Here is a 23,513-nt window from a genome sequence, read left to right on the forward strand (position 1 = left end):
AAATGTACGGATTATTGATAATGGGTCGTCCGTTTGCTGATGCCGAATGAGAATACGGACAGCAGCATGCAGATGATGACAAGAACAACAGCTACACTGGAAGCCTCTCCAATCTGGAAGGATTCGAAGGCGGACTGATAATACAGATACAGCAGTGTGCGGGTGGAGCCGGAGGGGCCGCCTTGGGTCAGCACGTTGATCTGATCGTAGGCCTGAAGGGCCTGGATAAGCTGTACCACGAATAGAAACAAGGTGGTTGGCGAGATCAGCGGCAGAGTGATGCGAAAGAACTTCTGAGCAGCGCTTGCGCCATCAAGCTCCCCGGCTTCCAGCAGGTCTGAAGGTACATTCCGCAGTGCCACCAGATAAAAGATCATCGCCCAGCCCACGGATTTCCAGATGGTCACCAGGAGGACTCCCACAAGCGCCCATTTGGGGTCTTGCAGCCAGCCGATTTTCCCGAGTCCGAGGAAATCAAGCACCGTATTGGCAAGGCCGACCTCAGGCTCATAGATCCACGACCAGACAATGGATACAGCGACGGTTGGCGTGACCCATGGCGAGAACAGCAGCACCTGATAAAGTGCGGAGCCTTTCAGCTTGCGGTTCATCAGCAGCGCGAGTCCGAGTCCCAGGAGAATGATCGGCAGCACACTGCCCGCACAGAAGAGCGCGGTCACTCTCAGCGCTTTGTAAAAGGCCGGGTTGCTGAAAAGATCGGCATAATTTTGCAGTCCGACAAAAGTTTTCTCCGGGCTCATAAAGTCCCATTCTGTGAAGCTGAGATACAGCACATACAACAGCGGCGCCAGCCAGAACAGAACGAACGGTACCATCGCCGGCAGCGTGAACAGCACGGGCTTCAAGCCGTTAATAACCTTTGAGCGTGTCATTTTCGTTCCGATACCCCATTCCATCAGCTTGATTTTGCGGTATAATGCAGAGGAAAGCTCCTCTGTTCAAAAAAAATTGTACACTCATGAGACAAGCCCGTGGTTAAGCGGAAGTAAACATCGTTCGGAAGTTGTGTAAAATTTGCAGAAAACCTGTAACGAAGCTTCAGTATTGTGTAATGTAGAGGGAACGATTCTAAAAAAGAGTGAAGGTGCAGCGAATGAAACAGGCCGCATTTGGCGAGGACAACGAGCATTTATCACCACGGGAGCAACTGCTGCGACCGATGATTGATGCGATAGCGCAGACGATGGATTTATATGGAGCGAATTATTCTTACGGGCAGCTATACGGAATTATGTTCTTTGAGGACAAGCCGATGACGCTGGAGGAAATGAAGCAGGTCATGAATATGAGCAAAAGCAATATGAGCTACGGCGTCCGCTCCCTGATCGCTTCCCGGATGGTGACCAAGCTGGACGAGAAACGCGAGCGAAAGGAGCTGTATGTAGCCGAGACTGATTTTTTTCAGGCATTCAAAAACTTCTTCACCCTGAAGCTTCAGCGGGAAATTGATGTCATGCAGGAGGCGATGGGTACGGTGATGCCAGAGCTTCAGGAGCTGATCCAGGCGAAGGACACTCCTGAAGAGGAACGGCAGGCCTGCCTGCGGGACCTGGACAAGCTCCAGCATGCGGGAGAATATTATGCCTGGCTGCAGCGGTTTGTGTCGGGGCTGGAGGAAGGAGAGTTTTTTGGCGGGGCCGGACTGCCCGGCAGGGAGTGAATTCCTGAACTCTGAGTACAGCTTCATCTCTTTGGTTAGTTTGTGTACAGCTCAGAGGTGCCATCTTCCAATTGTAACTGCATTCTATGCAACTAAAAGGGAAGAAATCGGCAATAAAACGGAGCTAATTGTACTTGGTACACCTATCTAAAGCTCATCCTGCTAAAAGGAGTCTATCGTCCTTTTTTAACTGTACAGAATACATCTAAAGCTAAAAATAAACGGTTGCACGGCATTTTTATTGTAGTAAATACATTTATCGGGCCAGCAGCGCTTAAGCCACCCTCATACGGATTCCGTCTTGAGGGTTTTTTGCATGTACAAAAACAGCCTGCAATTCGTTATTTTCAAGGGCAACAATGGCGTTGTTGGATTCCGCTTTGGTCGATTTGTTCCTGGGTTGCTGCAAGGAAGACAGGTACTGTCGTAATCTTGCTCTCCTATTTCACAGGGCTGCATAAGGTGAGCCGAATCATTTATACTGGCGGTATGAGGTGATTGACTGTGGACCCGATATAATTCGAGCGTATCTATGGCTGCGTTGTGCGGAGCGAGCCGACCTATGACAGCGTGTAGTATATAGCGGTGCTGACGACACATATTGCTGTACATCTCGCGGCCCTCGGTACATCAAAGAGTAGGTAAGCTGGAGAAGAACGGAGTCATCAAAGGCTACAAGGGGATTGTGGACTGGGGCAAGCTGGATCAGAAAATCAAAGTCATGATCTCAGTGAAGGTGGTCAGCCAGAGCTTCAAGGAAACGACAGGCAAGATCATCGGCATTTTTATAAGATAGGAAGGTGCAGTATGCTGCAAAAGAATGGAGCTAACGCGATGTATGGGGTTGGCATCGCGTTGTTGTCTGTTTATTTATTTTGGGGAGGAACTTATGTCGGCATGAAGGTCGCGATAGAGACCATGCCGCCCTTTCTGATGGCCGGAATCCGCTTTTTTGTGGCCGGAGCTTTACTCTATGTCATTTCCAGATTAAGCGGTGCTAAGCGCCCGGCAGGACGCGAGTGGCGGTCTTCGGCCATCGTCGGCGCACTGCTGCTGCTTGGAGGCAATGGACTGGTGGCCTGGTCGGAGCAAAGGGTCTCTTCCTCTATTGCTTCTCTGATCGTCGCTGCGGTGCCCGTCTGGATGATGCTGTTCGGGTGGGTTGGCCGCAGCGGCAAGCGTCCAAATCCCGGTGTTATTGCCGGGATTGTGCTTGGACTGCTGGGCATCGCCGTTCTGGTCTTCCAGCCGGGGCAGGGAGACAATGGCACTGCAACCGACCTGATCGGCATTATTACCCTGCTGGCAGCTTCCCTTAGTTGGGCGGCAGGTTCCATGTACTCACGCAGCGCCCGGATACCGGATTCTCCGCTGATGTCAACGGCTGCGCAAATGCTGACAGGTGGCGCACTGCTGCTGGTTTTCTCCTTCTTTACCGGCGACTGGTCTAAGATGGACGTTCCGGCCATTTCCCTCCGTTCGTACGCAGCTCTGGGTTATCTAATCGTCTTCGGCTCGATTATAGGCTACACGGCCTACATCTGGCTGCTAAAAAACGCCGATCCTACACTGGTTTCGACCTATGCCTTCGTCAATCCGGTAGTTGCCGTGCTGCTTGGCTGGCTGCTGGCAGGCGAACAGATAACCGTGAACACCCTGACCGCTGCCGTTATTATTATCGCTGCTGTAATTTTGGTGACCGTTTTCCGCGGCAGGCCGCAGAAGGCAAGCACTCAAGCAGCGCTTGATATGCAAAATCAGCAGCAATCGATACACTGAGGACATCACAGCTGAAGGGGTGGTAACATGTTCGATATGCTAAAGGTAGGCAGGAATATCGTTAAATTAAGAGGGGCCGCAGGGCTCACGCAAATGGGGCTTGCGGATAAGCTGGGAATCAGCTATCAGGCGGTCAGCAATTGGGAGAGGGGCGCAAGCATGCCCGATATCTCTAAGCTCCCGGAGCTGGCGGAAATCTTTAATGTCTCTATTGAGGAGATTCTGGAAGAGGGTAGGGGGACAGCGATCCTAACAAGTGTGCTGGAAAATGCAACTGAGGATTACCTGCATCAGCATGAGGTATCTGCAATAGAAATATTGGAAGTTGCGCCGCTGCTTAAGACGGAACAAATTGAAGAGGTGTTTGAGCATGTAAAGGCCAATGTGCCGATTGGCGACCTGGTGGCGCTGGCTCCTTTTCTGAGTGAGGAAGTACTGGATGAATGCGCCAGGAAGGTGATAGAGATCGGGCCAATCGGCGACCTGGTGGCGCTGGCTCCTTTTCTGAGTGATGAAGTGCTGGATGAATGCGCCAGGAAGGTGATAGAGATCGGGCCAATCAGCAATCTGGTGGCACTGGCTCCTTTTCTGAGTGAGGAAGTACTGGATGAATGCGCCAGGAAGGTGATAGAGATCGGGCCAATCGGCGATCTGGTGGCGCTGGCCCCTTTTCTGAGTGAAGAAGTGCTGGATGAATGCGCACGGAAGGCTATGGAGAGCGGGGAAATAATCGACCTTTTACCACTGGCGCCTTTTCTGAGTGAAGAAGTGTTAGATGAATGTGCCAGGAAGACATGCGAACGCGGAGAGTTTATTGATCTGGTACCGCTTGCTCCTTTTCTGAGCGAGGAAGTATTGAATGAGTGTGCCCGGAAGCTTGTGGAGGAACAAGGTCTGGGAGCCGTCCTACCGCTTGCCCCTTTTCTTGGTAAAGGGATTATGGAGGGGTTAACCACGAGTCTTTTTACCAAATAAGTTCGCAGGTTGCCTGTGAGGTGGTCTCCGATATCGAAATTGTTGCTTAAAAAACAAGCAGGCACCATCCATTGCGGGCCTGCTTGTTTGAAAATGTATTTACTTTTCAACTGCAACAAAATGCAGCAGCTTGCTCTGGAAATCGCCATGCAGCTCGGGAAGCAGCAGGCCGGCATACATCAGCCGGTCTCCGCCGTATATAACGCCGGTTTCCTTAAGGATGTAATCCTTGTCCGGATCAAGTCCCTGAAGGCGGAGACGGGGGCGGGCGGTGTTTGGTCCGGCCAGCACACGGAAGTAGCCGGCCAATGCCTCGGACTGGTCCTCGGCTACAAACATCCAAGCCGTTTCATTGCCTTCAAACGGCGAAAGCAGCCGGTACATATCCCCTTGCTGAACAAGCGAACGGATTTCTTTGTAGAAGGCAACCTGGGCAGCCGCTTCCGCCTGCTCCTCTTCGGTGAACCGGGTCAGGTCCAGCTCATACCCGAAGTTGCCGGACATCGCCACATCGCCGCGCATGGAGAGCGGGGTGCTGCGGTGAACCTGATGGTTCGGCACAGCCGAGATATGTGCGCCCATGGCGCTGGCCGGATAGACAATACTTGTGCCGTACTGGATCTTGAGGCGCTCTACGGCATCGGTATTGTCACTGGTCCAGGTCTGCGGCATGTAGTGCAGGATGCCCGGATCGAACCGGCCGCCGCCGCCGGAGCAGCTCTCGAACAGCACATGCGGGAAGCTGGATGTGATTTCTTCCATTACCCGGTACAGCCCCAGCATATAGCGGTGGGCAGTTTCCCCTTGGCGCCCGGGCGGCAGCGACGCGGAGCCGATCTCCGTCATATGGCGGTTCATATCCCATTTGACATAAGTGATCGGAGCCGAGGATAATACGCTGCTAACGGCATCTATAATGTAGTCGCAGACCTCCGGCCGGGACAGGTCGAGGATCAATTGATTGCGGCTTTGACTGCGTCTGCGGTCTGGCACATGCAGGCACCAATCCGGGTGGGCACGGTACAGCTCACTGTCGGGGGAGACCATCTCCGGCTCGAACCAGAGGCCGAACTGCATGCCAAGCCGGTTCACCCGTTCCGCCAGATCGGACAGGCCCTGCGGCAGCTTGCGTTTATCCACGAACCAGTCTCCCAGGGAAGTGGAATCATCGTCCCGGCGGCCGAACCAGCCGTCGTCGAGCACGAACAGCTCAATGCCAAGCACTTGTCCGGCACGGGCGATATCTTCGATCTTGTCCGCATCGAAGCCGAAATAGGTGGCTTCCCAGTTGTTGATCAGCACCGGACGCGGTTCATCGCGGTACAGCCCTCTTGCCAGACGGGTACGGTACAAGCGGTGGTAAATACGGGACATGCCGCCGATCCCCGCATCGGAATAAGCAAGTACAGCTTCCGGCGTCTGGAAGCTTTCGCCCGGCTCAAGCAGCCAGCGGAAGCCGAAGGGGTTGATGCCCATCGTGACCCGGGTGGACCCGTATTGGTCCACCTCGGCCCCGGCACTGAAGCTGCCGCTGTAGACAAGGCTGAAGCCATAGGCTTCTCCGCTGTCTTCCCCGGTATTCGGGGAGAGCAGGGCCAGGAAGGGGTTCTGCTGATGGCTGCTCGCTCCGCGTTTGCTGTCGATGCCCTGATTTCCGCTGCGCAGCGGGGCGCGGACCAAATGGCGTTCCCGGGCCCAGGAGCCGGAAAGATGGATCAGCTCGAATTCATCATGCGGGAAATCGAGCGCCAGGGACAAGGCACGGTTCAGCTTAAGCGGGTCGGTTCCGGTATTGATCAGCCGGGCCGAGCGGATAATGGTATCGAAACCCTTCATGACCGTGTAAGACAGTTCGGCCCTGAGGCCGGCAAGTGAATCTTCCAGCACCAGCTGCAGCGTTTCGGCTTCCTCGTCAGACTCGGCGTATACAGCAGGTAGGCCTTCCAGCGCCGGTTTCCCCTTGAGGATGCTGTGGGACACGTAAGCCAGTTCCGTGACCGTTGTGCCGTTGGCCAGCTCAGCTACGTAAGCGGGCTCCCTGAAATCGCCCGAACCATATCCCGGATATTCGTGGGGGAGTGTATCCAGGGAAAGCGAAGGTTCTGCCGGATCAACGGTGCTGCTGAAGCCCATAGCTCCGGGATCGAATAAATCGGAAACGGCAGAGCTGCGGATTTTTTTGCCCCAATGCAGATGTAGGGGATACGTACCGCGGGCCAGGCCGAATACATAACTGGTATTTTCAGTTTGCAGATGGAAGATTTGCAGCTTCGCATCATAGTGAATGGACAAGGAAATAACCTCCTAAGGTGGATGCTGAAGTAATGAGACAGCCTCATTATAAGTCTGTTTCGCAGTCAAACGTATGGAGGAATGCAGAATGAATATGGAGGAATGTAGTCTCTTTTGCAATTGGATAAAGGGACGGACCTTAAAAAGCAGACCCGGCTGCCCGGATCTGCTTCATCGTTAGGGGTTATTCTGCTTGCCGCAATCTTTCAACAACCGTCGCCTTGGTCAGCAGGCTGTAGGAGCTTAGCGTTACAGTGTACGCAATAGCGGCCAGGACCGGAATGACCAGAACAAACGGCAGCCAGCTGAAGTGGTAGACTGTAAAGGCTATATTATCCGCTATGTTTTTGGAAATGATGTAAGTCAGAAATAGGCCTAAGCTGGAGGTGATCGCCACGGTCAACAGGACATTGTACATTCCCTCATAGACTAGAACCTTTTTCAACTGCCGCTTGGTCATGCCGATGCTCTCCAGTAAGGCGAATTCATTTCTGCGGGTAATAACCCCGGTAATGACTGTATTGATATAATTGAGGACGCCTATGAGCGCAATGACAAAGCTGAGACCGTAGCCGACCGTCTGGAAAATGCGGATAAACGAGCCAAGCTCCTCCTTGTAATCTTCTCTTGATTTGAAGACCAGCTCATCACTTGAAGCTACAATGGACTTAACCTCCTGTTCAACACTGCTCAGCTTGGCCGGATCGGCGTGAATGGTTGCTGACAATCCCATAGGCGGATTGCTTCCCGCCGGCAGCTCCTTGGTTAATTCTGAGGCGGGAAGGAAGGTGTTGTACCCATAGATTGGATATGATTGAGTAGTTGCTGCATAAAGGGCATCGAGCTTTAAAACGGCCATGACTTCATAACTCTTTCCCAGACCCTCATATTTGATAGAGTCACCGGGATGATAATAAGTTTCATAAGCATCTTCCCCATACATCATAGCCTCTGTCACCAGCACATAGTTACCGGAAGCGAACTTCTGTTTATCGAAGGTTCCTTCAATAACATCCTTTTGCACCAGATCATACCAGCCGTCATCAATGCCGTACAGATCAAGCATAATGAAGTTATTCTTAAGAGTCTGTACAAGGAAAGGTTCGGGTTGAGGCGTCTCTGCTTGAGGTTTCAGTGCAGCGCGTATCGTGTCATCCAAAGTGTATTTTTCGAATTTATAATATACGTTGTCCACCTGTTCGACTCCGTCAATCTTATCCAGAGTACTTTTGAACGCTGCCGAAAGTTTGTAAGGATCTCCGGCCTGTTCGCCTTCGGTATACAAGATAGCGTTATTGCGGATTACAAAGTCACCGGCAATATAAGTCTCCAGGTACTTATTGACATCCAGCGATGAGATCACGGTAAAGATAACACTGAACAAGACCATGCTTAAGGAAAGCGAGGTCAGCATAAGAAACAGCTTCTTTTTATTGCGGAACAGATTGGAGAAGGCCATACTGTAAAGTTTTGCCCCGCGTGTTGAGCGTTTGTTCATCCGCCGTTTCACGCTCACACCTGCGAATCTGACTGCTTCCACCGGTGAGATCCGTGCGGCCATCCGGCCCGGCTTGCTGGCAGCGATCCAAAGCGTCAGGTAGGAGAACACGGCAGCCCCAATAAATATCCACGGGCTGGCTGAATAGGAGGCTTCCATAGTTTCAGGAGAGATGTTACTAAGCAATGGGGTCAACCACCGGCCAATGCCATAACCGGAAGCGAGGCCAAATGGCAGTCCTACAATGTACAGCAGCTGTGCCTGACTAATAATAATTCTCCTCAGTTGTCGCGGCGTGGTTCCGATTGCCTTCAGCAGGCCGTAAAATTTGACATCCCGCACTACCGATATGTAGAAGATATTATAAATCAGCAAATATCCGCTGAGCATGATAATGAGTATGACTCCCATATAGGGAACAAATTTGATGATATTATCCGAAAGGGAGGAAGTTGTGTACCCCCAGTTTATCCCGATCGGGGCATCTACACCTGTGTCCTTGAGTACCTTATTGAGCTTTTTTTCGATATCGACGGCATTGCTGAACATCACACTTAGCCCGGCGGTATTCACATAAGAACCGCTGGCTATGGACTTCTCCCGATCGATAGTGGACAGGTTCTTGTTTACAAAAGCCTCCGATACCAAAGCCAGCCCCGACATGGCCAGGTTTCTGTCCGCGTAATAGTACCCCGAAACAATAAAATCCTGCTGAATCACGCGCTCCCCGATATCTATATCCAGAGCAACCCGCTGGCCCAGCGCATGCCTGATGCCAAGCTTATCCATCACCCAGGTGTTTAGCACGACCTCGTTCTCTGCGGCAGGTAACCCGCCTTCAATGAATTTTATAAAACCGTGCTTTGCGCTGTTCTCATCCATCTGCAAAACCTCTACCCGACTATTCTTGAACACATCATTTGTTAAATCTCCTGCATTAACTGTAACCCCGTATTCCCGGATGGAGGGATGTTTCTTCAGCGCTTCAACCTGTGCCGGCGCCAGATATTTGAAGCCTCCGTGGAAGTCAGAGCCAACCGTTTTCATCTGGGCTAATTCCATCGATTTGTTGATGCTCAAGACCATGGTGAAGATGGAGGTAATGAGCAGTGTAGTCAGGATGACCGCACTGATTACAGCCAGATTACGCATTGGATTGGCTTTCAGGCTTTTTAGAGCGAGACGGTTTACAATTTTGCGGTTGTTGGTTGTGATCATAACGTCTTAACCCCGGTGGATATCGTCTCGTTGCCGGAAACAATGCGTCCGTCTTCAATTCTAATAATGCGGTCGGCAGTTTGGGCGATGGATTCGTTATGAGTAATCATGACAATGGTCTGATTGAATTTCTCGCTCAGCTGCTTCAGCAGAATAAGAACCTCCTGACTGGTTTTGCTGTCCAGATTCCCTGTAGGTTCGTCAGCCAGAATAATGGAAGGTTTAGTTGCCAGCGCTCTGGCAATCGCAACACGCTGCTGTTGCCCGCCGGAAAGGTTAGACGGCAGATTGTGGATTTTCTCCTGAAGTCCCAGAGCCTGGATCACTTCATCCAGATATTTCTGATCAATTCTGCCGCCGTCGAGTTCTATAGGAAGCAATATATTTTCGAGCACATTCAGAATCGGTACCAGATTATAGCTCTGAAAGATGAAACCAACCGATCTGCGTCTAAAAATCGTTAATTTCTCATCACTCATCGCAAAGATATCGTTCCCATCCACAATCACCTTGCCTTCAGTGGCCCGGTCCAGGCCGCCGAGCATATGAAGCAGGGTGCTTTTTCCGCTGCCGCTGGTGCCGACAATGGCCAGAAACTCGCCTTTTTCTACAGACAGAGAGACATCGTCCAGCGCTTTAACCGTCGTCTGCGGATCTTTGCCATAATATTTCTTGAGGTGTTCTATTCTTAATATAGGCATGGTGATTCATCCTCCATAATCTTTGATGCTCTTAAGATATCAGACAATTCTAACTGGACAGTGTCTGAAATCTGATGATAATGACACATTTAGATTTGGGGTAGAAACATAGAGATCTTTGTTCCTCTGCCTGGCTCGGATACCGCTGTAATAAAACCTCCCTGCATGCTGATAATCCTCCGCGTCAAATAAAGCCCGATTCCAATGCCTTCATACTCCCTGGCGCTGTGTCCCCGGTAGAATCGTTTGAAGATGTGCTTAAGCTCATCCTGGGGAATTCCCATGCCTGTGTCCGAAACATCTATCCGGGTAAACATTTCATTGCTTTCAGTCACGATGGAAATTTTACCGCCTGCCTCTGTATACTTTACCGAATTTTCCAGAAGATTGAATAAGGCCTCGCTGGTCCATTGCGGATCATGACGGGCTTTTGTAAGGTGATTGCATCCGATATGAATATCGATCTGTTTACTTTCCGCACGGGTATAGATATGGGATACGGCCCGGGTTATCGTCTGAATCACCGGATTGACCGTGCTGTGCAGGGTGATCATCCCCGTTTCCAGCCGGGACATCTTGACTAGGGAGGTAATCAGCCATTCGAGTTTTTCTGATTGCGACTGAATATGGCTCACCAGTTGCCGGGATTCTCCATCCAGCTCCGGGACTTCGGCAAGCAGCTGGCTATAGATCATGATATTGGAAAGAGGTGTTTTGGTCTGATGTGAAATATCCGAGATCAGCTCTTTGATTCTGTTCTTTTCCGTTTCCAGGTTCTGTTCATTCGCTTTGGAGATCTCAATGTAACGCAACAATTTATGTTCCATGGAAGAGAGGAGGGTTTCTTCAAAATCGGTCATTTTCTCCCGTCCGTAGATCGCCCGGTCCACCATTTCATCCAACGTATCCACGAAGGATGTAACTTGCCGCCGCAAGGACCAGTTCCAGGCAGCACCCATGACGAGCATTAAAGAGACAAAAAGTGCAGTGAGTTCCGGGAGAGCCGGATGATCCCCTTGCAGAAAAAGGACCACTCCCGCATAGCCGAATACCAGGAGAATGAAGATTGCCGAAAATAAAAGGCTAATGCGTTTGGAGTAGTGGATCTGTCTGCTGCTGCTCACGGGTTTGGCCTTTCCGCCCATAGATATCCCAAGCCGTAGACTGTTTTTATGTATTGTGGAGCTGAAGGCTCGTCCTCGATCTTGGCCCGCAGCCGTTTGACAGCTACTGTCAGCGCGTTCTCATCCACAAACTCAGCCTCCTGCGACCAGATCTTGTCGATTAACTGTTCTCTATTTAAAATAATGCCGGGGTTCGTGACAAATATTTTCAGCAGCTTCAGCTCGGTTTTGCTAAGGATCAGTTGCTCTTGGTTCTTATAAAACTCCAGCTTTTCAAAATCGAAGGTTAAGGGTCCTATCGTTACTTTGTCCTCGCTGTGCGGGGCAGATCTTTTGAGGACGGCCATGACTCTTGCCCTTAAGACCATCAGACTGAACGGTTTCGTAATATAATCATCGCCTCCCAGCTCAAACCCCGTAACGATATCAGGCTCCATGTCGTTCGCGGTCAAAAAGATAATCGGCACCTGCGAGGTTCTTCGGATCTTCTCACAGTAATCCAGCCCGCTTCCGTCGGGAAGATTGATATCCAGAATAATAAGATCAATCTTAAGGGAAGAGAGAAGCAGCTCCGCTGAGGCTATGTCGTAAGCCTGCTGTATAGATAGATCATTCTGGGAAAGGGTCAGGGCGATGCCTTTATTGAGACTCCGGTCATCTTCAACGATTAACAATGTCTTCAAGGTGTGTGCTCCTTTGTTCCTCTGCATGCTGCAGAAGCTATATTAAGGGATACCTGCAACAATTATACACACTAGCGATGTTTAAAGTCTCTCCCGGCAGAGAGTTAGGCTTGTTTCCGCTCTCGGCAGCCTGCAGTCCTACCCCTGCCCCGACTAAGGTCCAGTTTATAAAACCGTCCACGGTCTGTTTTGAAAGTCTGCGGTTTACCCTAGAATAAGGTTATAAGGTTGAGGTCAACGAAAGGCGGTGAGAAAATGCAAAATAGAAAAGGTAACGGACTTGCGGTTGTGCTGATCGTGCTCGGAGCAATAATGCTGATGGGTATTGCGCTTCCTCTGATTCATGGAGTCTTCAGAATTCTATTCCCGGTATTGCTGGTTGTTCTCGGATACTACGGAATTAAAAGCGGACGCAAAATTATCGGCTGGATCGTAATGTTCATCGGTGTCATGTCGCTGATTGCCAAGCTTTCCTGGATCATCGGACCCCTGCTCGGTATCGCGCTTGTGGTTTGGGGAATCTCAGTACTGAAGGGCAAACAAAACAGAACATACTAAGTTTTTAGAAGTTTACTTACTAAGAAGCAGGGAGGGAGCAGGAAATCATGAGTGTTTTTCGCCGCATGAGGGATATCACCGTAGCTAATCTAAATGAACGTCTGGAACAAAGCCAGGACCCTGTGAAGCTAATTGATCAATTTCTCCATTCAACCCGTGAAGAAATCAGTGAAGCTGAAAGACTCTATCAGCAATACGCTTCCCACACGAAGCAATTGCAGCAGCAAGTCAACCAGGCAACGGCCATGAAGAATAAGCGTGAAGAACAGGCGCTGCTGGCACTTAAGGCAGGAGAGGATCATCTCGCCAAGCTGGCATTGCAGGAAAAGATCATTCACGAGGAAAAGCTGGAGCAGTACAGCGGGCTGCTGGAACAGAGCCAAGTATCGCTGTATGAGCTGGAAAGCCAGCTTAATGAACTGAAAGTCGAATATCAGACCGTATATAACAAACGCCAGTATTATGCAGCACGGATGGAGTCGCTGAGGCTTCAGCAGCGGATGAACCAAAGAGCCGGAACCTACGGCAACGGCGGTGATGTTCCCAAGATGTTCGGACGGTTGGAAGACCGGATGAACGACTGGGAGCTGGAAGCGAAAAGTCTGCGCGATTTGCGCCGGATGGGGCAGGAATACGCAGTGCAGGCTGGAGAAACCGTAGCAACTGTACTGGAAAGAGAAATGGCCCGTCTGAAGGAGAAGCTTAACAATGACGGAAAGGAGTAGTACTATGAGCCGATTGTACCGTTCAACCCGTGACAAGGTAATGACAGGGCTTGCAGGAGGAGTGTCCGAGACTCTCGGTATTGACTCCACCCTGTTCCGGATATTGCTCTTGGTCAGCATCCCCTTTACCGGGGGCGCAACGATTCTGGTGTACCTTGTTGCAGCGCTTGTCATTCCCAAGGAGCCAACGCAGTATAATCCTTTTGGCCCTGGACCCGGAGCTCCGGGCGGCCCTTATGGCGGCCCTTACTCCGGAGGACCTGGATATGGACGCGGCCCGCAAGGCCCGCAGGGTCCTCATGGACAGGGAGGATATGGTCCGAATAATGGTCAGCCCGGCTATAACCCCGGTTATGACAAAGCAAATGCTTACTCGGCCCCGGACTCCGGTCTGGATGCCATGATGAAGGATATTGAGAAGAAGGCCCTGCAGAAAGAAGTCGAAGAGCTTAAACAAAAACTTGCTAAATACGAGAAGGGAGAAGTGTAAAACATGGGAGTATTTCAACGGATTAAAGATATGACAAAGGCGTCGGTAAACGACTTGCTGGATAAGGTAGAGGACCCAATTGTAATGCTGAATCAATATCTGCGCGATATGGAGGCAGAAATTCACGAAGCTGAGGTTACTGTAGCGAAGCAAATGGCCAATGAGCGCCGGATGAAGCAGCGCGTCGATGAAGCAGCTAAAATGTCCGGACAACGTGCGGCACAGGCTGAGCTTGCCCTGAAGAATGGCCAGGAAGAAGTAACCCGCAAGCTGCTGGAGGAAAAAATCTATTTCGACCAGAAGCAGGTTGAATACAGCGATCTTCATGCTCAAGCGGAAGTGCAAGCCAAAGAACTGGTACAGCAGCTGCATGACATGAAGGATGAGTTCTACAAACTGCGCAACAAACGCAACGAGCTGGTATCCCGTGCACAAATGGCGAAAGCCAAGAAGCAAATGTCGCAAATCAGCAGTGTTCATGCCATCGAAAGCGGCAGTGCATCGCTCGGATTCCACCGTATGGAAGAAAAGATCATGCAGCTTGAAGCGGAAGCAGATGTTATGCGTGCCCCTTACAGCCCTTCGGCCGGTGTATACAGCAAGCCTGTGGATGCCGAGAAGCAGCTTAAAGTGGATGAGCAGCTCGCTGCACTTAAGAGCAAGCTGAACCCAACTTCTTCATCCCCGTCACTTGACAAAAAAGAATAATAAGCCAGTTCCTAAACAATAGGCGTATATGATATGCTGAACAAGGTAAAGCCATACGGTATGGATTCTCCATACCGGTATGGCTTTTGTAGCGGGATGCGGCTATAGGTGGAAGTTTCTCCAATTCATGATGCATACAATCATCGATTGGAGAAACTTCAACATTAATCAGTTTTGCTGCGCAAAACTTTAGGTTTATGCTTACGAAGTTAGTTTTGCTCCGCAAAACTTTAAGGAGGTGCGAAATGGATAAACGAAACCGTTTGATTGCCATCGGACTGATTGGAATAGGCTGCTTGATGATATTTGGCAGATGGATCGGCTTTTTCTCCATTGTCGCGCTCCTGTTCCTGCTGCTGGGGATTTACCGGACGACATCGGGCAGGGTGAAGCAGGGTTATACTCTGCTTGGAGTCGGTGCCGTACTGATGCTGCTGGATCATTTGCTGCTTGTATTGGGGATTTGTCTGATCTCACTGGGGATGTTTTTTGTAAAGTCCAAAAGAATGCAGAAACGCGGCGGGTTCATGCAGAAGCAAAGCTTCTCTTCCCGGTTTGACTGGGACCTCTCCCCATGGGTGATGCGCAGTCTGAGTGCATGGCATGTGATGGGTGAAGCCGATGTGGATCTTTCGCTGGCCATGGCGGAGGATAAAGAGACCATCATGCTGTTTCAGGGCATTTTTGGCGATATGGATGTTCATTTGTCGGAAGACTACGGAGTGGAGATTGAAGCCTTTGTGCTGTTCGGCTCGATCGAATTCGGCAGCCATCGGGATACCGGAATGCTGAACCGGCTCAATTGGAAATCGGCCAATTATGACATCAGCGAGAATAAGGTGAAGATTAATGTATCTTATTTAATGGGTGACCTGGATATAAGCAAGTCCTAAAAGGGATGAGCGTTAGCTAAGAAGGGAGTGCTCCCGGCGTGGAGGAAAAGAATAGGAGTATGGTAACGCGCAGCATGGGCGAGGGGGCTCTGTTCTCCTTTGTCATGCTGCTGGTTATCCTGTACATTATGTATACATACGGATATTTGCAGCCCTTTGAAAACTGGAAGATCGGAGTAAGAACGGCGGTGACGCTAATTCTGCTGCCGATGGTTTTCGGGATTGGCTTCGGTTTCTACCAGAGCTTCCGTATCAAGCGCAAGCTGGAGCGGCTGCGGGCAACACTCGTAGCCTGGGAGAAAGGAAATCTTACCCCGGCCATGCCGGAACTGGGTACGGATGAATTGGGCAGGCTCGGCTTGCAGCTTGGCCGGATCAGCGGCAAGTGGGAGAACCAGGTGAACACACTGCAGCGGCTGTCCACCAATAACGCCAAGCTTGCCGAACAGGCGCGCGTATCGGCGATTATGGAGGAAAGGCAGCGGCTGGCGCGTGAGCTGCATGATGCTGTATCGCAGCAGCTGTTCGCGATCTCCATGACGGCGACGGCTGTAGGCAGAACGCTGGAGAAGGACTTTGACAAGGCACAGCGGCAGATTGCTCTTATCGAGGAGATGTCCGCCGTAGCCCAGTCGGAGATGCGGGCACTGCTGCTGCACCTGCGTCCGGTGTACTTGGAGGGCAAAGGTCTGGAGCAGGGGCTGCAGGAGTTGATTAAGGAACTGGAGATTAAGGTTCCTATGGAGATTGTGTTTGAGATGGACCCGGATGTGCATCTGCTTAAAGGGATCGAGAATCATTTGTTCCGCATTGTGCAGGAGGCCATTTCCAATACACTGCGCCACGCCAAAGCGGATAAGATGGAAATCCGGCTGCACCGCCGGGGAGATACCGTGCGGCTCACACTGCGGGATGACGGGATTGGCTTCGAGATGGATGAGAGTAAGCAGACTTCCTACGGACTCTCCAATATGCAGGAGCGGATCAATGAAACCGGAGGTTCCATTCAATTTATCACCGCACCCGGCAAAGGGATGCGCATTGAAATTACTGTACCACTAGTTAATGAATAAGGGGGCAAGGGCAAACCATGGAGATGGAGGAAGCGGAAGCGATCAAAGTACTGCTCGTGGACGATCATGAAATGGTCCGGATCGGACTTGCTGCGGTGCTTGGCACCGAGGACGGAATTGAAGTTGTGGGCGAAGCCGGAAGCGGAGAAGAAGGCATCCGGCTGGCCCAGGAATATAATCCGGATGTGGTGCTGATGGATCTTGTGATGGACGGCATGGACGGCATCGAAACAACGAGACAGCTCCTGAAGCTTTATCCGGATTGTAAGGTAATCGTACTTACCAGCTATTTGGATGACGAAAAAATGTACCCGGTCATTGAAGCCGGAGCCTTCAGCTATTTGCTGAAAACCTCGCGGGCCAGTGAAGTGGCGGATGCCATCCGTGCAGCGGCAAGAGGCCAATCGGTGCTGGAGTCGCAGGTAGCCTCCAAAATGATGAACCGTTTCCGTAATAACGCCAAGGGCGAATCACCTGCCTATAAGGAGCTTACCGAGCGCGAAATGGAAGTGCTGAAGCTGCTGGCCCAGGGCAAATCCAATCAGGATATTGCCGACCAGCTGATTATCGGGATCAAAACTGTGAAATTTCACGTAACGAACATTCTCGCCAAGCTAGGTGTGGAAGACCGGACCCAGGCAGCTATATATGCTTACAAGAACGGTCTGGCTGAATAACAGCCTCATGAAGTATATATCCTCTTTAACCTGGACATCCTTTCTAGTAGATTACTAGATTGGTTCGAGAGGGAGATGCGGAGATGAAGCTGCGGAACAGAGGAAGAGGGAAGGTCACATTAGCGCTGCTATGCATGTGTATTGCGGCACTATTACTGGCGGGGTTCCGCAATGGGGCAGGCGGAGAGACTGTGACGGCATCGGCTGCGGCTGATGTTATCATTTCCGAAGGGGCTGGACTGGAGCAAGGTCTGGAGCTGCTGGTTACAGCCGGACGGAAATCCACTGAACCGGGATCCCCGCTGCGGCTTGTGCTGAAATGGCAGGGGGAATACAGCGGTAACGCTGCGGAATCTGCGGAAGCCGCTGCCGGCCTGGCTGAACGTCTTGGACTTGGAACGCCGGAGCACAGTGAAGAGGATGGACACACAACCTTCCGTGCTGCCGCTTCCTTTAACCCATCAGGGAAAATCTCCATGTTCTGGAGCGGGATTGACCAGAGCAGCAGCTACGTGATCGTAACCCTTGAAACGGCTGATTTGCTCAAGGCAACGGCATTTCAGGTAGCGGCGCAAGAAGCGGGTGTGCAGATGCAGGCTGCCGGCATCGAGCCGGAGTGGAATGTTTCCCTTCAGGGCGTGGCGTCCACACAAGGAACCCCGCGCGAAGCGCTTGTTCATACAGAACAGGCCATCGCTGCCGCGGTCTCCGGCATGCAGGCGGTGGAAGAGTATGAAGACGAAACCACGTACAGCCGCTCTTACAGTGTCCCGGGCTTGGCGCGTTATGTGAGCAGCGGGAAGCATGCTGTCGCTATGCAGACAGCTGTTCATAAGAACGGCAACAACAATAGCAACCGGGTAACGATCGGGCTGCCGCTGATCACGATTGAATATTGAGGGCGGATTCAATGAAATCCGAAGGTAATATACATTAATTGTTATATAAGCTGGAGTATGTAAACGAATAAGAAAGATTAATGGAAAATTACGAAATCCCGAGAAAAACTGTCAGGAATGTGATAGCATCCTTTCTGCGAATATGATAAAATGACATCACGCCGTCATGCGTTTTTTATAATTTGACGGACGTTGAGAATGATTGTCAACTATATTACATACAGAGAGATGAGGAGCCATGGCTGAAAATCAAACCCTTGATGCACTGCATACACCCGGCGCTGTATTTTTTATCTTTGGGGCAACCGGAGATCTAGCCCGGCGTAAGCTTTTTCCGGCGATTTACAGTTTGTACCGTGAAGGTAAGCTGACACATGATTTTGCGGTAATTGGCGTGGCTCGGCGTCCCCGCACCCAGGAGGAATTCCGGGAAGATGTGAAAGAGTCCATTCGCGAATTCTGCCGCTACCAGGCGGGAGATGCTGCAGAATGGAATGAGTTTGTGCAGCATTTTGAATACAAGTCTTTGGACATCAATAATATCGACGGCTTCCGCGAGCTCAACGCGCAAACGGAGGCAATCGAAGAGAAATTCCGCATTCCGGGCAACCGTCTGTTCTATCTCGCCCTTGCTCCTGAGCTGTTCGGCAGCGTGTCGTTCAACCTCAAAGCTGGTGGCATGCTGCAAAGTTCAGGCTGGAACCGTCTGGTGATCGAGAAGCCGTTCGGTTACAACCTGGAGTCTGCTGAGCAGCTGAACGAACAGATCCGCCAGGTGTTTAAGGAAGAAGAGATTTACCGGATCGACCACTACCTGGGCAAGGAAATGGTGCAGAACATCGAAGTCATCCGTTTTGCGAATGCCTTCTTTGAACCGCTCTGGAACAACAAGCACATCGCCAACATTCAGATCACCCTTGGTGAAACCGTTGGGGTAGAAGAGCGCGGCGGATATTACGATCATGCGGGAGCGCTGCGCGACATGGGCCAGAACCATATTTTGCAGCTGCTGACGATGATCGCTATGGAACCGCCAAGCCGTTTGCTGGCTGAAGATATCCGTGATGAGAAGGTCAAGGTGCTTCGTTCGCTGCGTCCGTATGCTTCCTCCGAAGAAGTGCGCGAGAACGTGGTACGCGGCCAATATACCCAAGGCCTGTATAAAGGCAAGACCCTTCCGGCTTACCGCCAGGAAGACAAAGTGGATCCCGAATCCAATACCGAGACGTATTTCGCGGCGCGTGTATTTGTGGACAATTTCCGCTGGGCAGGCGTTCCTTTCTACATCCGTACGGGTAAACGTCTTCCGGTGAAGACGACGGAAGTGGTTGTAGAGTTCAAGGGTATGCCAACCAATGTCTATCTGGGTCAAAAGCATAACCTCGAGCCTAACCTGCTCGTTATCCGCGTGAATCCGATGGAAGGCATCTATGTGAAGATTAATGCCAAGAAACCGGGCTCGGAATCGGAAATTCAGCCGCTGGCTATGGATTTCTGCCAAAGCTGCATGGTGGGGATCAACTCGCCGGAAGCTTATGAGCGTCTGCTGCATGATGCGGCGCGTGGAGATTCGACCTATTTCACCCGTTGGGATGAGGTTTCGTCGGCATGGTCGTTCGTGGACCGTATCGCCAAAGCGTGGAAGGAAGAAGCGGCTGATCTGGCTTCGTACCCTGCAGGTTCGTGGGGTCCGGTAGAAGCCGATCAATTGCTGGCTCAGGAAGGTTTCCATTGGTGGCCGGTAAACGGACAGGAAGAAGACAATGTGGTCTGGCGGGTTAACAGCTAAGACCTGAATAAGCTGCAAGATTGAAGCTCCCCCTGCAGAGGCTGCAGGGAGAGCTTTTTTGCGATACCTCCGTTAGCGTAGAGACGGGATTTGCCCAAATATAAGAATTTATATGTTTCACACGATAACTTATCCTTCTATTTCTCGCTGAAACGATACCGTCCTTAAAAAGGACGGCAAAGCCGTTTCCACTTGGTGAAATTCACGGAAAATAGCCTCATATAGGCCGAGGGCTGTACATAATAGGCTGCAATCGCTGTTTTTCTTACAAGATATTTGGTATAAGCCGCTTTTTTGTAGATAAAGTTTGCCGGATTTTGATATACTTTAAAGGATGCTTTCACTAGAAGCGGAACTGGAGACTATTATGGGATAACAATGAATTCACCAATGAAGGGATTTGTACTCATGAGCAGAGCGCCGATTTGATGAACAACCCGTGTGATATAAGCAGAAGCATGAATTTATATATGAAGGGATATGTGCAATGAATAAGGCACCGGATCAGAAGCTGCAACAGGAAGTGGACAAACGCAGAACCTTTGCGATCATTTCCCACCCGGATGCGGGTAAAACAACACTTACGGAGAAGCTGCTGCTGTTCGGCGGAGCCATCCGGTTAGCGGGAACCGTTAAAGCCCGCAAGGCAAGCAAACATGCAACAAGTGACTGGATGGAAATAGAGAAACAGCGCGGGATTTCCGTTACTTCCTCTGTGATGCAGTTCGACTATTTAGACCATCGGGTGAACATTCTGGATACCCCGGGTCACCAGGATTTCAGTGAGGATACCTACCGTACGTTAACGGCTGCGGATAGCGCGGTGATGCTGATCGACGTGGCGAAGGGCGTAGAAACACAGACCATCAAGCTGTTCCAGGTCTGCGCCAAACGCGGCATTCCGATCTTTACGTTCATCAACAAGCTGGACCGTGAAGGGCAAAGTCCGTTTGATCTGATGGAAGAGCTTGAGAATGTGCTGGGCATCCGTTCTGTTCCAATGAACTGGCCAATCGGCAGCGGACGTGAACTGTGCGGTGTGTACGACCGGATGAAGAATCAGGTGGAGCTGTTCCAGGGTGATGACCATTCCGTAATTAAAGTGCAAAAGGTGGAAAGCTACCGTGACCCGATCATCCGTGAGATGGCCGGTGAGTACCTGCATGATCAGCTGTGCCAGGAGCTGGAGCTGCTGGACGTTGCGGGCGATCCTTTTGACTATGAGAAGGTACTTCGCGGAGAGCTTACTCCGGTATTCTTCGGCAGTGCAATCAACAATTTCGGGGTGCAGACATTCCTGGACAACTTCCTGGATCTTGCACCGAAGCCGGAGCCGCGCCGCAGTACAGTTGGCTCCATTGAGCCGACCAATGAGAAATTTACCGGCTATGTATTCAAAATCCAGGCGAACATGAACCCGGCCCACCGCGACCGGATTGCTTTCCTGCGGATCGTGTCCGGCAAGTTCGAGCGCGGCATGAGCGTAAAACATGTCCGTGCAGGCAAAGACATCAAGCTGTCCCAGCCGCAGCAGTTCCTGGCCCAAGACCGCGATATCGTCGAAGAGGCGTATCCGGGCGATATTATCGGGCTGTTTGATCCGGGTATTTTCCGGATCGGCGATACGCTCAGTCAAGCCGGGGATATGGAGTTCGATGAGCTGCCGACGTTCTCACCGGAGATTTTCTCCAAAGTAAGCATCAAAAACGCGCTGAAATCGAAGCAGTTCCAGAAGGGTATTGATCAGCTGACGGAAGAGGGCATGATTCAGGTGTTCCGTACGGTCAACTTTGACGATATTCTGCTCGGAGTAGTCGGACAGCTGCAGTTTGAGGTGTTCGAGTACCGGATGAAGGGTGAATATGGCGTGGATGTTCAGCTGCAGCGGATGTCATATCAGTTCGCACGCTGGATCGTGGATGAGAATAAACCGGACCCCGGCAAATTCCGTATCAACTCTACGCTGGTTACCGATAAGAAGGGCAACTACGTGGTGCTGTTCGAGAACGAATATGCGATGCGTACAGCGATGGAGAAGAACCCGACTGCGAAGTTCCTGGAAACAGCTCCTTGAGTGTAGGCTGTTGACGAATTCAGGCTGTAGATGCAGGTGATACAGCTGCACCTGCGGCAGTTTCAAATAGGTAGTAAAAACCTCCGCCCCCATGTGTGCAGATGCACCTTGGGTGACGGAGGTTTTTGGATCATGAGGCTTTCTAGGATGTGATGGATCCGGGAGTAACCTCCTCCAGATGTCTATGGAGCAGACTAATCACATGATCCTGCTTGGCCTCTCCGAGGTCCTTCCAGACCATTTCAAATACGACGCCAAGTCCGGGAAGCGCAGCTTCCGGCCCGTCCACGGAGCCTTCAATCATGTGCCGCAGGTCTTCTTCGGACTGGCCGTGCACTTTATGGAGAATCGCCTGGCGCAAATCAATGGTAACCGGCATAATGTACCCCCTTAAAAGTTTTGTGAGCAAGGCTTCCTGCAATTCTTCGTACAAAACTGACTTCGAAAGCATGTGCTTGGTTTTGTGAGCAAAGCTTCCTGCAATTCTTCGTACAAAACTGCTTCGAAAGCATGTGCTTGGTATTTGTGAGCAAAGCTTCCTGCATTCCTTCGTACAAAACTGCTTCGAAAGCATGTGCTTAGTTTTGTGAGCAAAGCTTCCTGCCAATGGTTCGCATAACTGGCTTTCGAAGCCTGCTCATGCTGAAACGCCCTGTACTAATGTACCCTGCGGCGATGCTGAAAATTCAAGTTTGTGTGTGCTTATGCTATACTGTGTGAGATGTAAAATGTGAGCGGGAGGTACACGGACATGGCTAAAAAACAATATGCCATCATCGGAATGGGACGTTTCGGCTCAAGTGTAGCCAAGGCGCTCAGCGGGATGGGATTTGATGTGCTGGCCATCGATTCGGATGAGCAGCGCACACAGGAAATTTCGGGAATTGTTACCCATGCCGTATCTGCGGATTCCACCGATGAGGAAGCGCTGCGCGCACTGGGTATTCGAAATTTTGATGTTGTCGTAGTGGCAATCGGAGAAGATATTCAGGCGAGTATTCTTACGACGCTGATCTTGAAGGACCTTGGGGTGCCGGCGATTCTGGTCAAGGCCAAAAGTGAGCTGCACGGCAAGGTGCTAAGCAAGATCGGTGCAGACAAAGTCATTTATCCCGAACGGGACATGGGCATGCGGGTGGCGCATCATCTGGCCTCGCCGAACATCCTTGACTATATTGAGCTGTCGCCGGATTACAGTATTCTGGATATGAAGGTTCCCAGGCCGATGCTGGGCAAAAACCTGCAGGAGCTGAATATACGCGCCAAATATGGCTGCAATGTGATGGCGGTCCGCCGGGGCGAAGAAATGAATATTACTCCAAGAGCCGAGGACCGGCTGGCCGATGGCGATGTTCTTGTCATCGTTGGCCACAAGGACAACCTGACTAAGCTGGAGATGGCATATCAATAACGCACGAGCAAACGAAGTGTAACGTGGCTCCGTGGTGCTGTAGGAAGTGTTAAGTGCGCTGACGATAGTGGCCGGATTTACTTAGTTGCACTCTGTACAGCTATTTGCTTCGTTAACCGCTTGTTCAGAAGGATAGATGTATTTCGTGCAATTAAAATTTAGCATACCCCTGATTTATAGCCATAATGATGATTATAAATGTACAGACTACAACTAAATTGGAATTAGCGGTAAAAAGCGTGATTTTAGTTGCAGGAAATACACT

22 protein-coding genes are annotated in these 23,513 nt (G+C 51.0%); 15 read left to right on the plus strand and 7 right to left on the minus strand.

The window, feature by feature from the left end; genetic code table 11:
• Window positions 1–11: 11 nt before the first annotated feature.
• Window positions 12–893: a carbohydrate ABC transporter permease gene (locus tag ACAN56_RS21090; RefSeq protein WP_342437212.1), complete on the minus strand. Its 882-nt coding sequence runs from the start codon at window positions 891–893 to the stop codon at window positions 12–14.
• A gap of 221 nt (window positions 894–1,114) precedes the next feature.
• Between ACAN56_RS21090 and ACAN56_RS21095 the strand changes: the two genes are divergently transcribed.
• From ACAN56_RS21095 to ACAN56_RS21110, 4 genes are all read left to right on the plus strand, one after another.
• Window positions 1,115–1,681, plus strand: coding sequence for a GbsR/MarR family transcriptional regulator (locus ACAN56_RS21095; RefSeq protein WP_379145615.1), 567 nt, complete (start codon window positions 1,115–1,117; stop codon window positions 1,679–1,681).
• Between the two features lie 601 nt (window positions 1,682–2,282).
• The gene (locus ACAN56_RS21100; protein WP_379145617.1) at window positions 2,283–2,477 is read left to right on the plus strand and encodes an Lrp/AsnC family transcriptional regulator; all 195 of its coding nucleotides are present in this window, start codon (window positions 2,283–2,285) and stop codon (window positions 2,475–2,477) included.
• 11 nt (window positions 2,478–2,488) lie between these two features.
• Window positions 2,489–3,460, plus strand: a complete 972-nt coding sequence (yedA, locus tag ACAN56_RS21105) for a drug/metabolite exporter YedA (RefSeq protein ID WP_379145621.1) — start codon at window positions 2,489–2,491, stop codon at window positions 3,458–3,460.
• 27 nt (window positions 3,461–3,487) lie between these two features.
• Complete coding sequence (locus ACAN56_RS21110; protein WP_379145623.1) at window positions 3,488–4,435, plus strand: helix-turn-helix domain-containing protein; 948 nt, start codon at window positions 3,488–3,490, stop codon at window positions 4,433–4,435.
• 99 nt (window positions 4,436–4,534) lie between these two features.
• On the opposite strand, the gene ACAN56_RS21115 is transcribed toward ACAN56_RS21110, so the two are convergent.
• The 5 genes from ACAN56_RS21115 to ACAN56_RS21135 all read right to left on the minus strand — a co-directional run bounded on the left by ACAN56_RS21115 (window position 4,535) and on the right by ACAN56_RS21135 (window position 11,951).
• Window positions 4,535–6,727: an alpha-galactosidase gene (locus ACAN56_RS21115; RefSeq protein ID WP_379145625.1), complete on the minus strand. Its 2,193-nt coding sequence runs from the start codon at window positions 6,725–6,727 to the stop codon at window positions 4,535–4,537.
• A 184-nt stretch (window positions 6,728–6,911) separates the two neighbouring features.
• Complete coding sequence (locus ACAN56_RS21120) at window positions 6,912–9,443, minus strand: FtsX-like permease family protein (RefSeq protein WP_379145627.1); 2,532 nt, start codon at window positions 9,441–9,443, stop codon at window positions 6,912–6,914.
• On the minus strand, window positions 9,440–10,144 hold the full coding sequence (locus tag ACAN56_RS21125) for an ABC transporter ATP-binding protein (protein WP_038596393.1): 705 nt from the start codon (window positions 10,142–10,144) through the stop codon (window positions 9,440–9,442). Before ACAN56_RS21125 ends, ACAN56_RS21120 begins: the two co-directional genes overlap by 4 nt.
• A gap of 89 nt (window positions 10,145–10,233) precedes the next feature.
• Complete coding sequence (locus tag ACAN56_RS21130) at window positions 10,234–11,268, minus strand: sensor histidine kinase (RefSeq protein WP_379145630.1); 1,035 nt, start codon at window positions 11,266–11,268, stop codon at window positions 10,234–10,236.
• Window positions 11,265–11,951, minus strand: a complete 687-nt coding sequence (locus tag ACAN56_RS21135; protein ID WP_038596391.1) for a response regulator transcription factor — start codon at window positions 11,949–11,951, stop codon at window positions 11,265–11,267. Before ACAN56_RS21135 ends, ACAN56_RS21130 begins: the two co-directional genes overlap by 4 nt.
• A 255-nt stretch (window positions 11,952–12,206) precedes the next feature.
• On the opposite strand from ACAN56_RS21135, the gene ACAN56_RS21140 reads away from it, so the two are divergent.
• The 10 genes from ACAN56_RS21140 to ACAN56_RS21185 all read left to right on the plus strand — a co-directional run bounded on the left by ACAN56_RS21140 (window position 12,207) and on the right by ACAN56_RS21185 (window position 21,837).
• Window positions 12,207–12,509, plus strand: coding sequence for a LiaF transmembrane domain-containing protein (locus tag ACAN56_RS21140; RefSeq protein WP_038596389.1), 303 nt, complete (start codon window positions 12,207–12,209; stop codon window positions 12,507–12,509).
• Window positions 12,510–12,556: 47 nt separating this feature from the next.
• Window positions 12,557–13,234: a PspA/IM30 family protein gene (locus tag ACAN56_RS21145; RefSeq protein ID WP_038596387.1), complete on the plus strand. Its 678-nt coding sequence runs from the start codon at window positions 12,557–12,559 to the stop codon at window positions 13,232–13,234.
• Window positions 13,235–13,238: 4 nt separating this feature from the next.
• On the plus strand, window positions 13,239–13,724 hold the full coding sequence (locus ACAN56_RS21150; protein ID WP_038596379.1) for a PspC domain-containing protein: 486 nt from the start codon (window positions 13,239–13,241) through the stop codon (window positions 13,722–13,724).
• A 3-nt stretch (window positions 13,725–13,727) separates the two neighbouring features.
• Complete coding sequence (locus ACAN56_RS21155) at window positions 13,728–14,432, plus strand: PspA/IM30 family protein (RefSeq protein WP_038596377.1); 705 nt, start codon at window positions 13,728–13,730, stop codon at window positions 14,430–14,432.
• 245 nt (window positions 14,433–14,677) lie between these two features.
• Entirely contained in the window at window positions 14,678–15,325 is a 648-nt protein-coding gene (gene liaF, locus ACAN56_RS21160; protein WP_379145633.1) for a cell wall-active antibiotics response protein LiaF, read from the plus strand.
• A 59-nt stretch (window positions 15,326–15,384) separates the two neighbouring features.
• A complete protein-coding gene (locus tag ACAN56_RS21165; protein ID WP_379145701.1) occupies window positions 15,385–16,398 on the plus strand; it encodes a sensor histidine kinase in 1,014 nt (337 codons plus the stop codon).
• Between the two features lie 23 nt (window positions 16,399–16,421).
• Entirely contained in the window at window positions 16,422–17,075 is a 654-nt protein-coding gene (locus ACAN56_RS21170; RefSeq protein WP_038600745.1) for a response regulator, read from the plus strand.
• An 83-nt stretch (window positions 17,076–17,158) separates the two neighbouring features.
• A complete protein-coding gene (locus tag ACAN56_RS21175; RefSeq protein ID WP_379145634.1) occupies window positions 17,159–17,974 on the plus strand; it encodes a YwmB family TATA-box binding protein in 816 nt (271 codons plus the stop codon).
• 238 nt (window positions 17,975–18,212) lie between these two features.
• The gene (zwf, locus tag ACAN56_RS21180; RefSeq protein WP_038596372.1) at window positions 18,213–19,763 is read left to right on the plus strand and encodes a glucose-6-phosphate dehydrogenase; all 1,551 of its coding nucleotides are present in this window, start codon (window positions 18,213–18,215) and stop codon (window positions 19,761–19,763) included.
• 487 nt (window positions 19,764–20,250) lie between these two features.
• Window positions 20,251–21,837, plus strand: a complete 1,587-nt coding sequence (locus ACAN56_RS21185) for a peptide chain release factor 3 (protein WP_038596370.1) — start codon at window positions 20,251–20,253, stop codon at window positions 21,835–21,837.
• A 142-nt stretch (window positions 21,838–21,979) separates the two neighbouring features.
• Here the strand turns inward: ACAN56_RS21185 and sspI are convergent, their stop codons facing one another.
• Window positions 21,980–22,216, minus strand: coding sequence for a small acid-soluble spore protein SspI (gene sspI / locus ACAN56_RS21190; protein ID WP_038596368.1), 237 nt, complete (start codon window positions 22,214–22,216; stop codon window positions 21,980–21,982).
• Between the two features lie 372 nt (window positions 22,217–22,588).
• On the opposite strand from sspI, the gene ACAN56_RS21195 reads away from it, so the two are divergent.
• On the plus strand, window positions 22,589–23,248 hold the full coding sequence (locus tag ACAN56_RS21195; protein WP_379145635.1) for a potassium channel family protein: 660 nt from the start codon (window positions 22,589–22,591) through the stop codon (window positions 23,246–23,248).
• Window positions 23,249–23,513 lie beyond the last annotated feature (265 nt).

The sequence above is a fragment of the Paenibacillus paludis genome (assembly GCF_042610515.1).
GTDB lineage: Bacteria > Bacillota > Bacilli > Paenibacillales > Paenibacillaceae > Paenibacillus_AQ.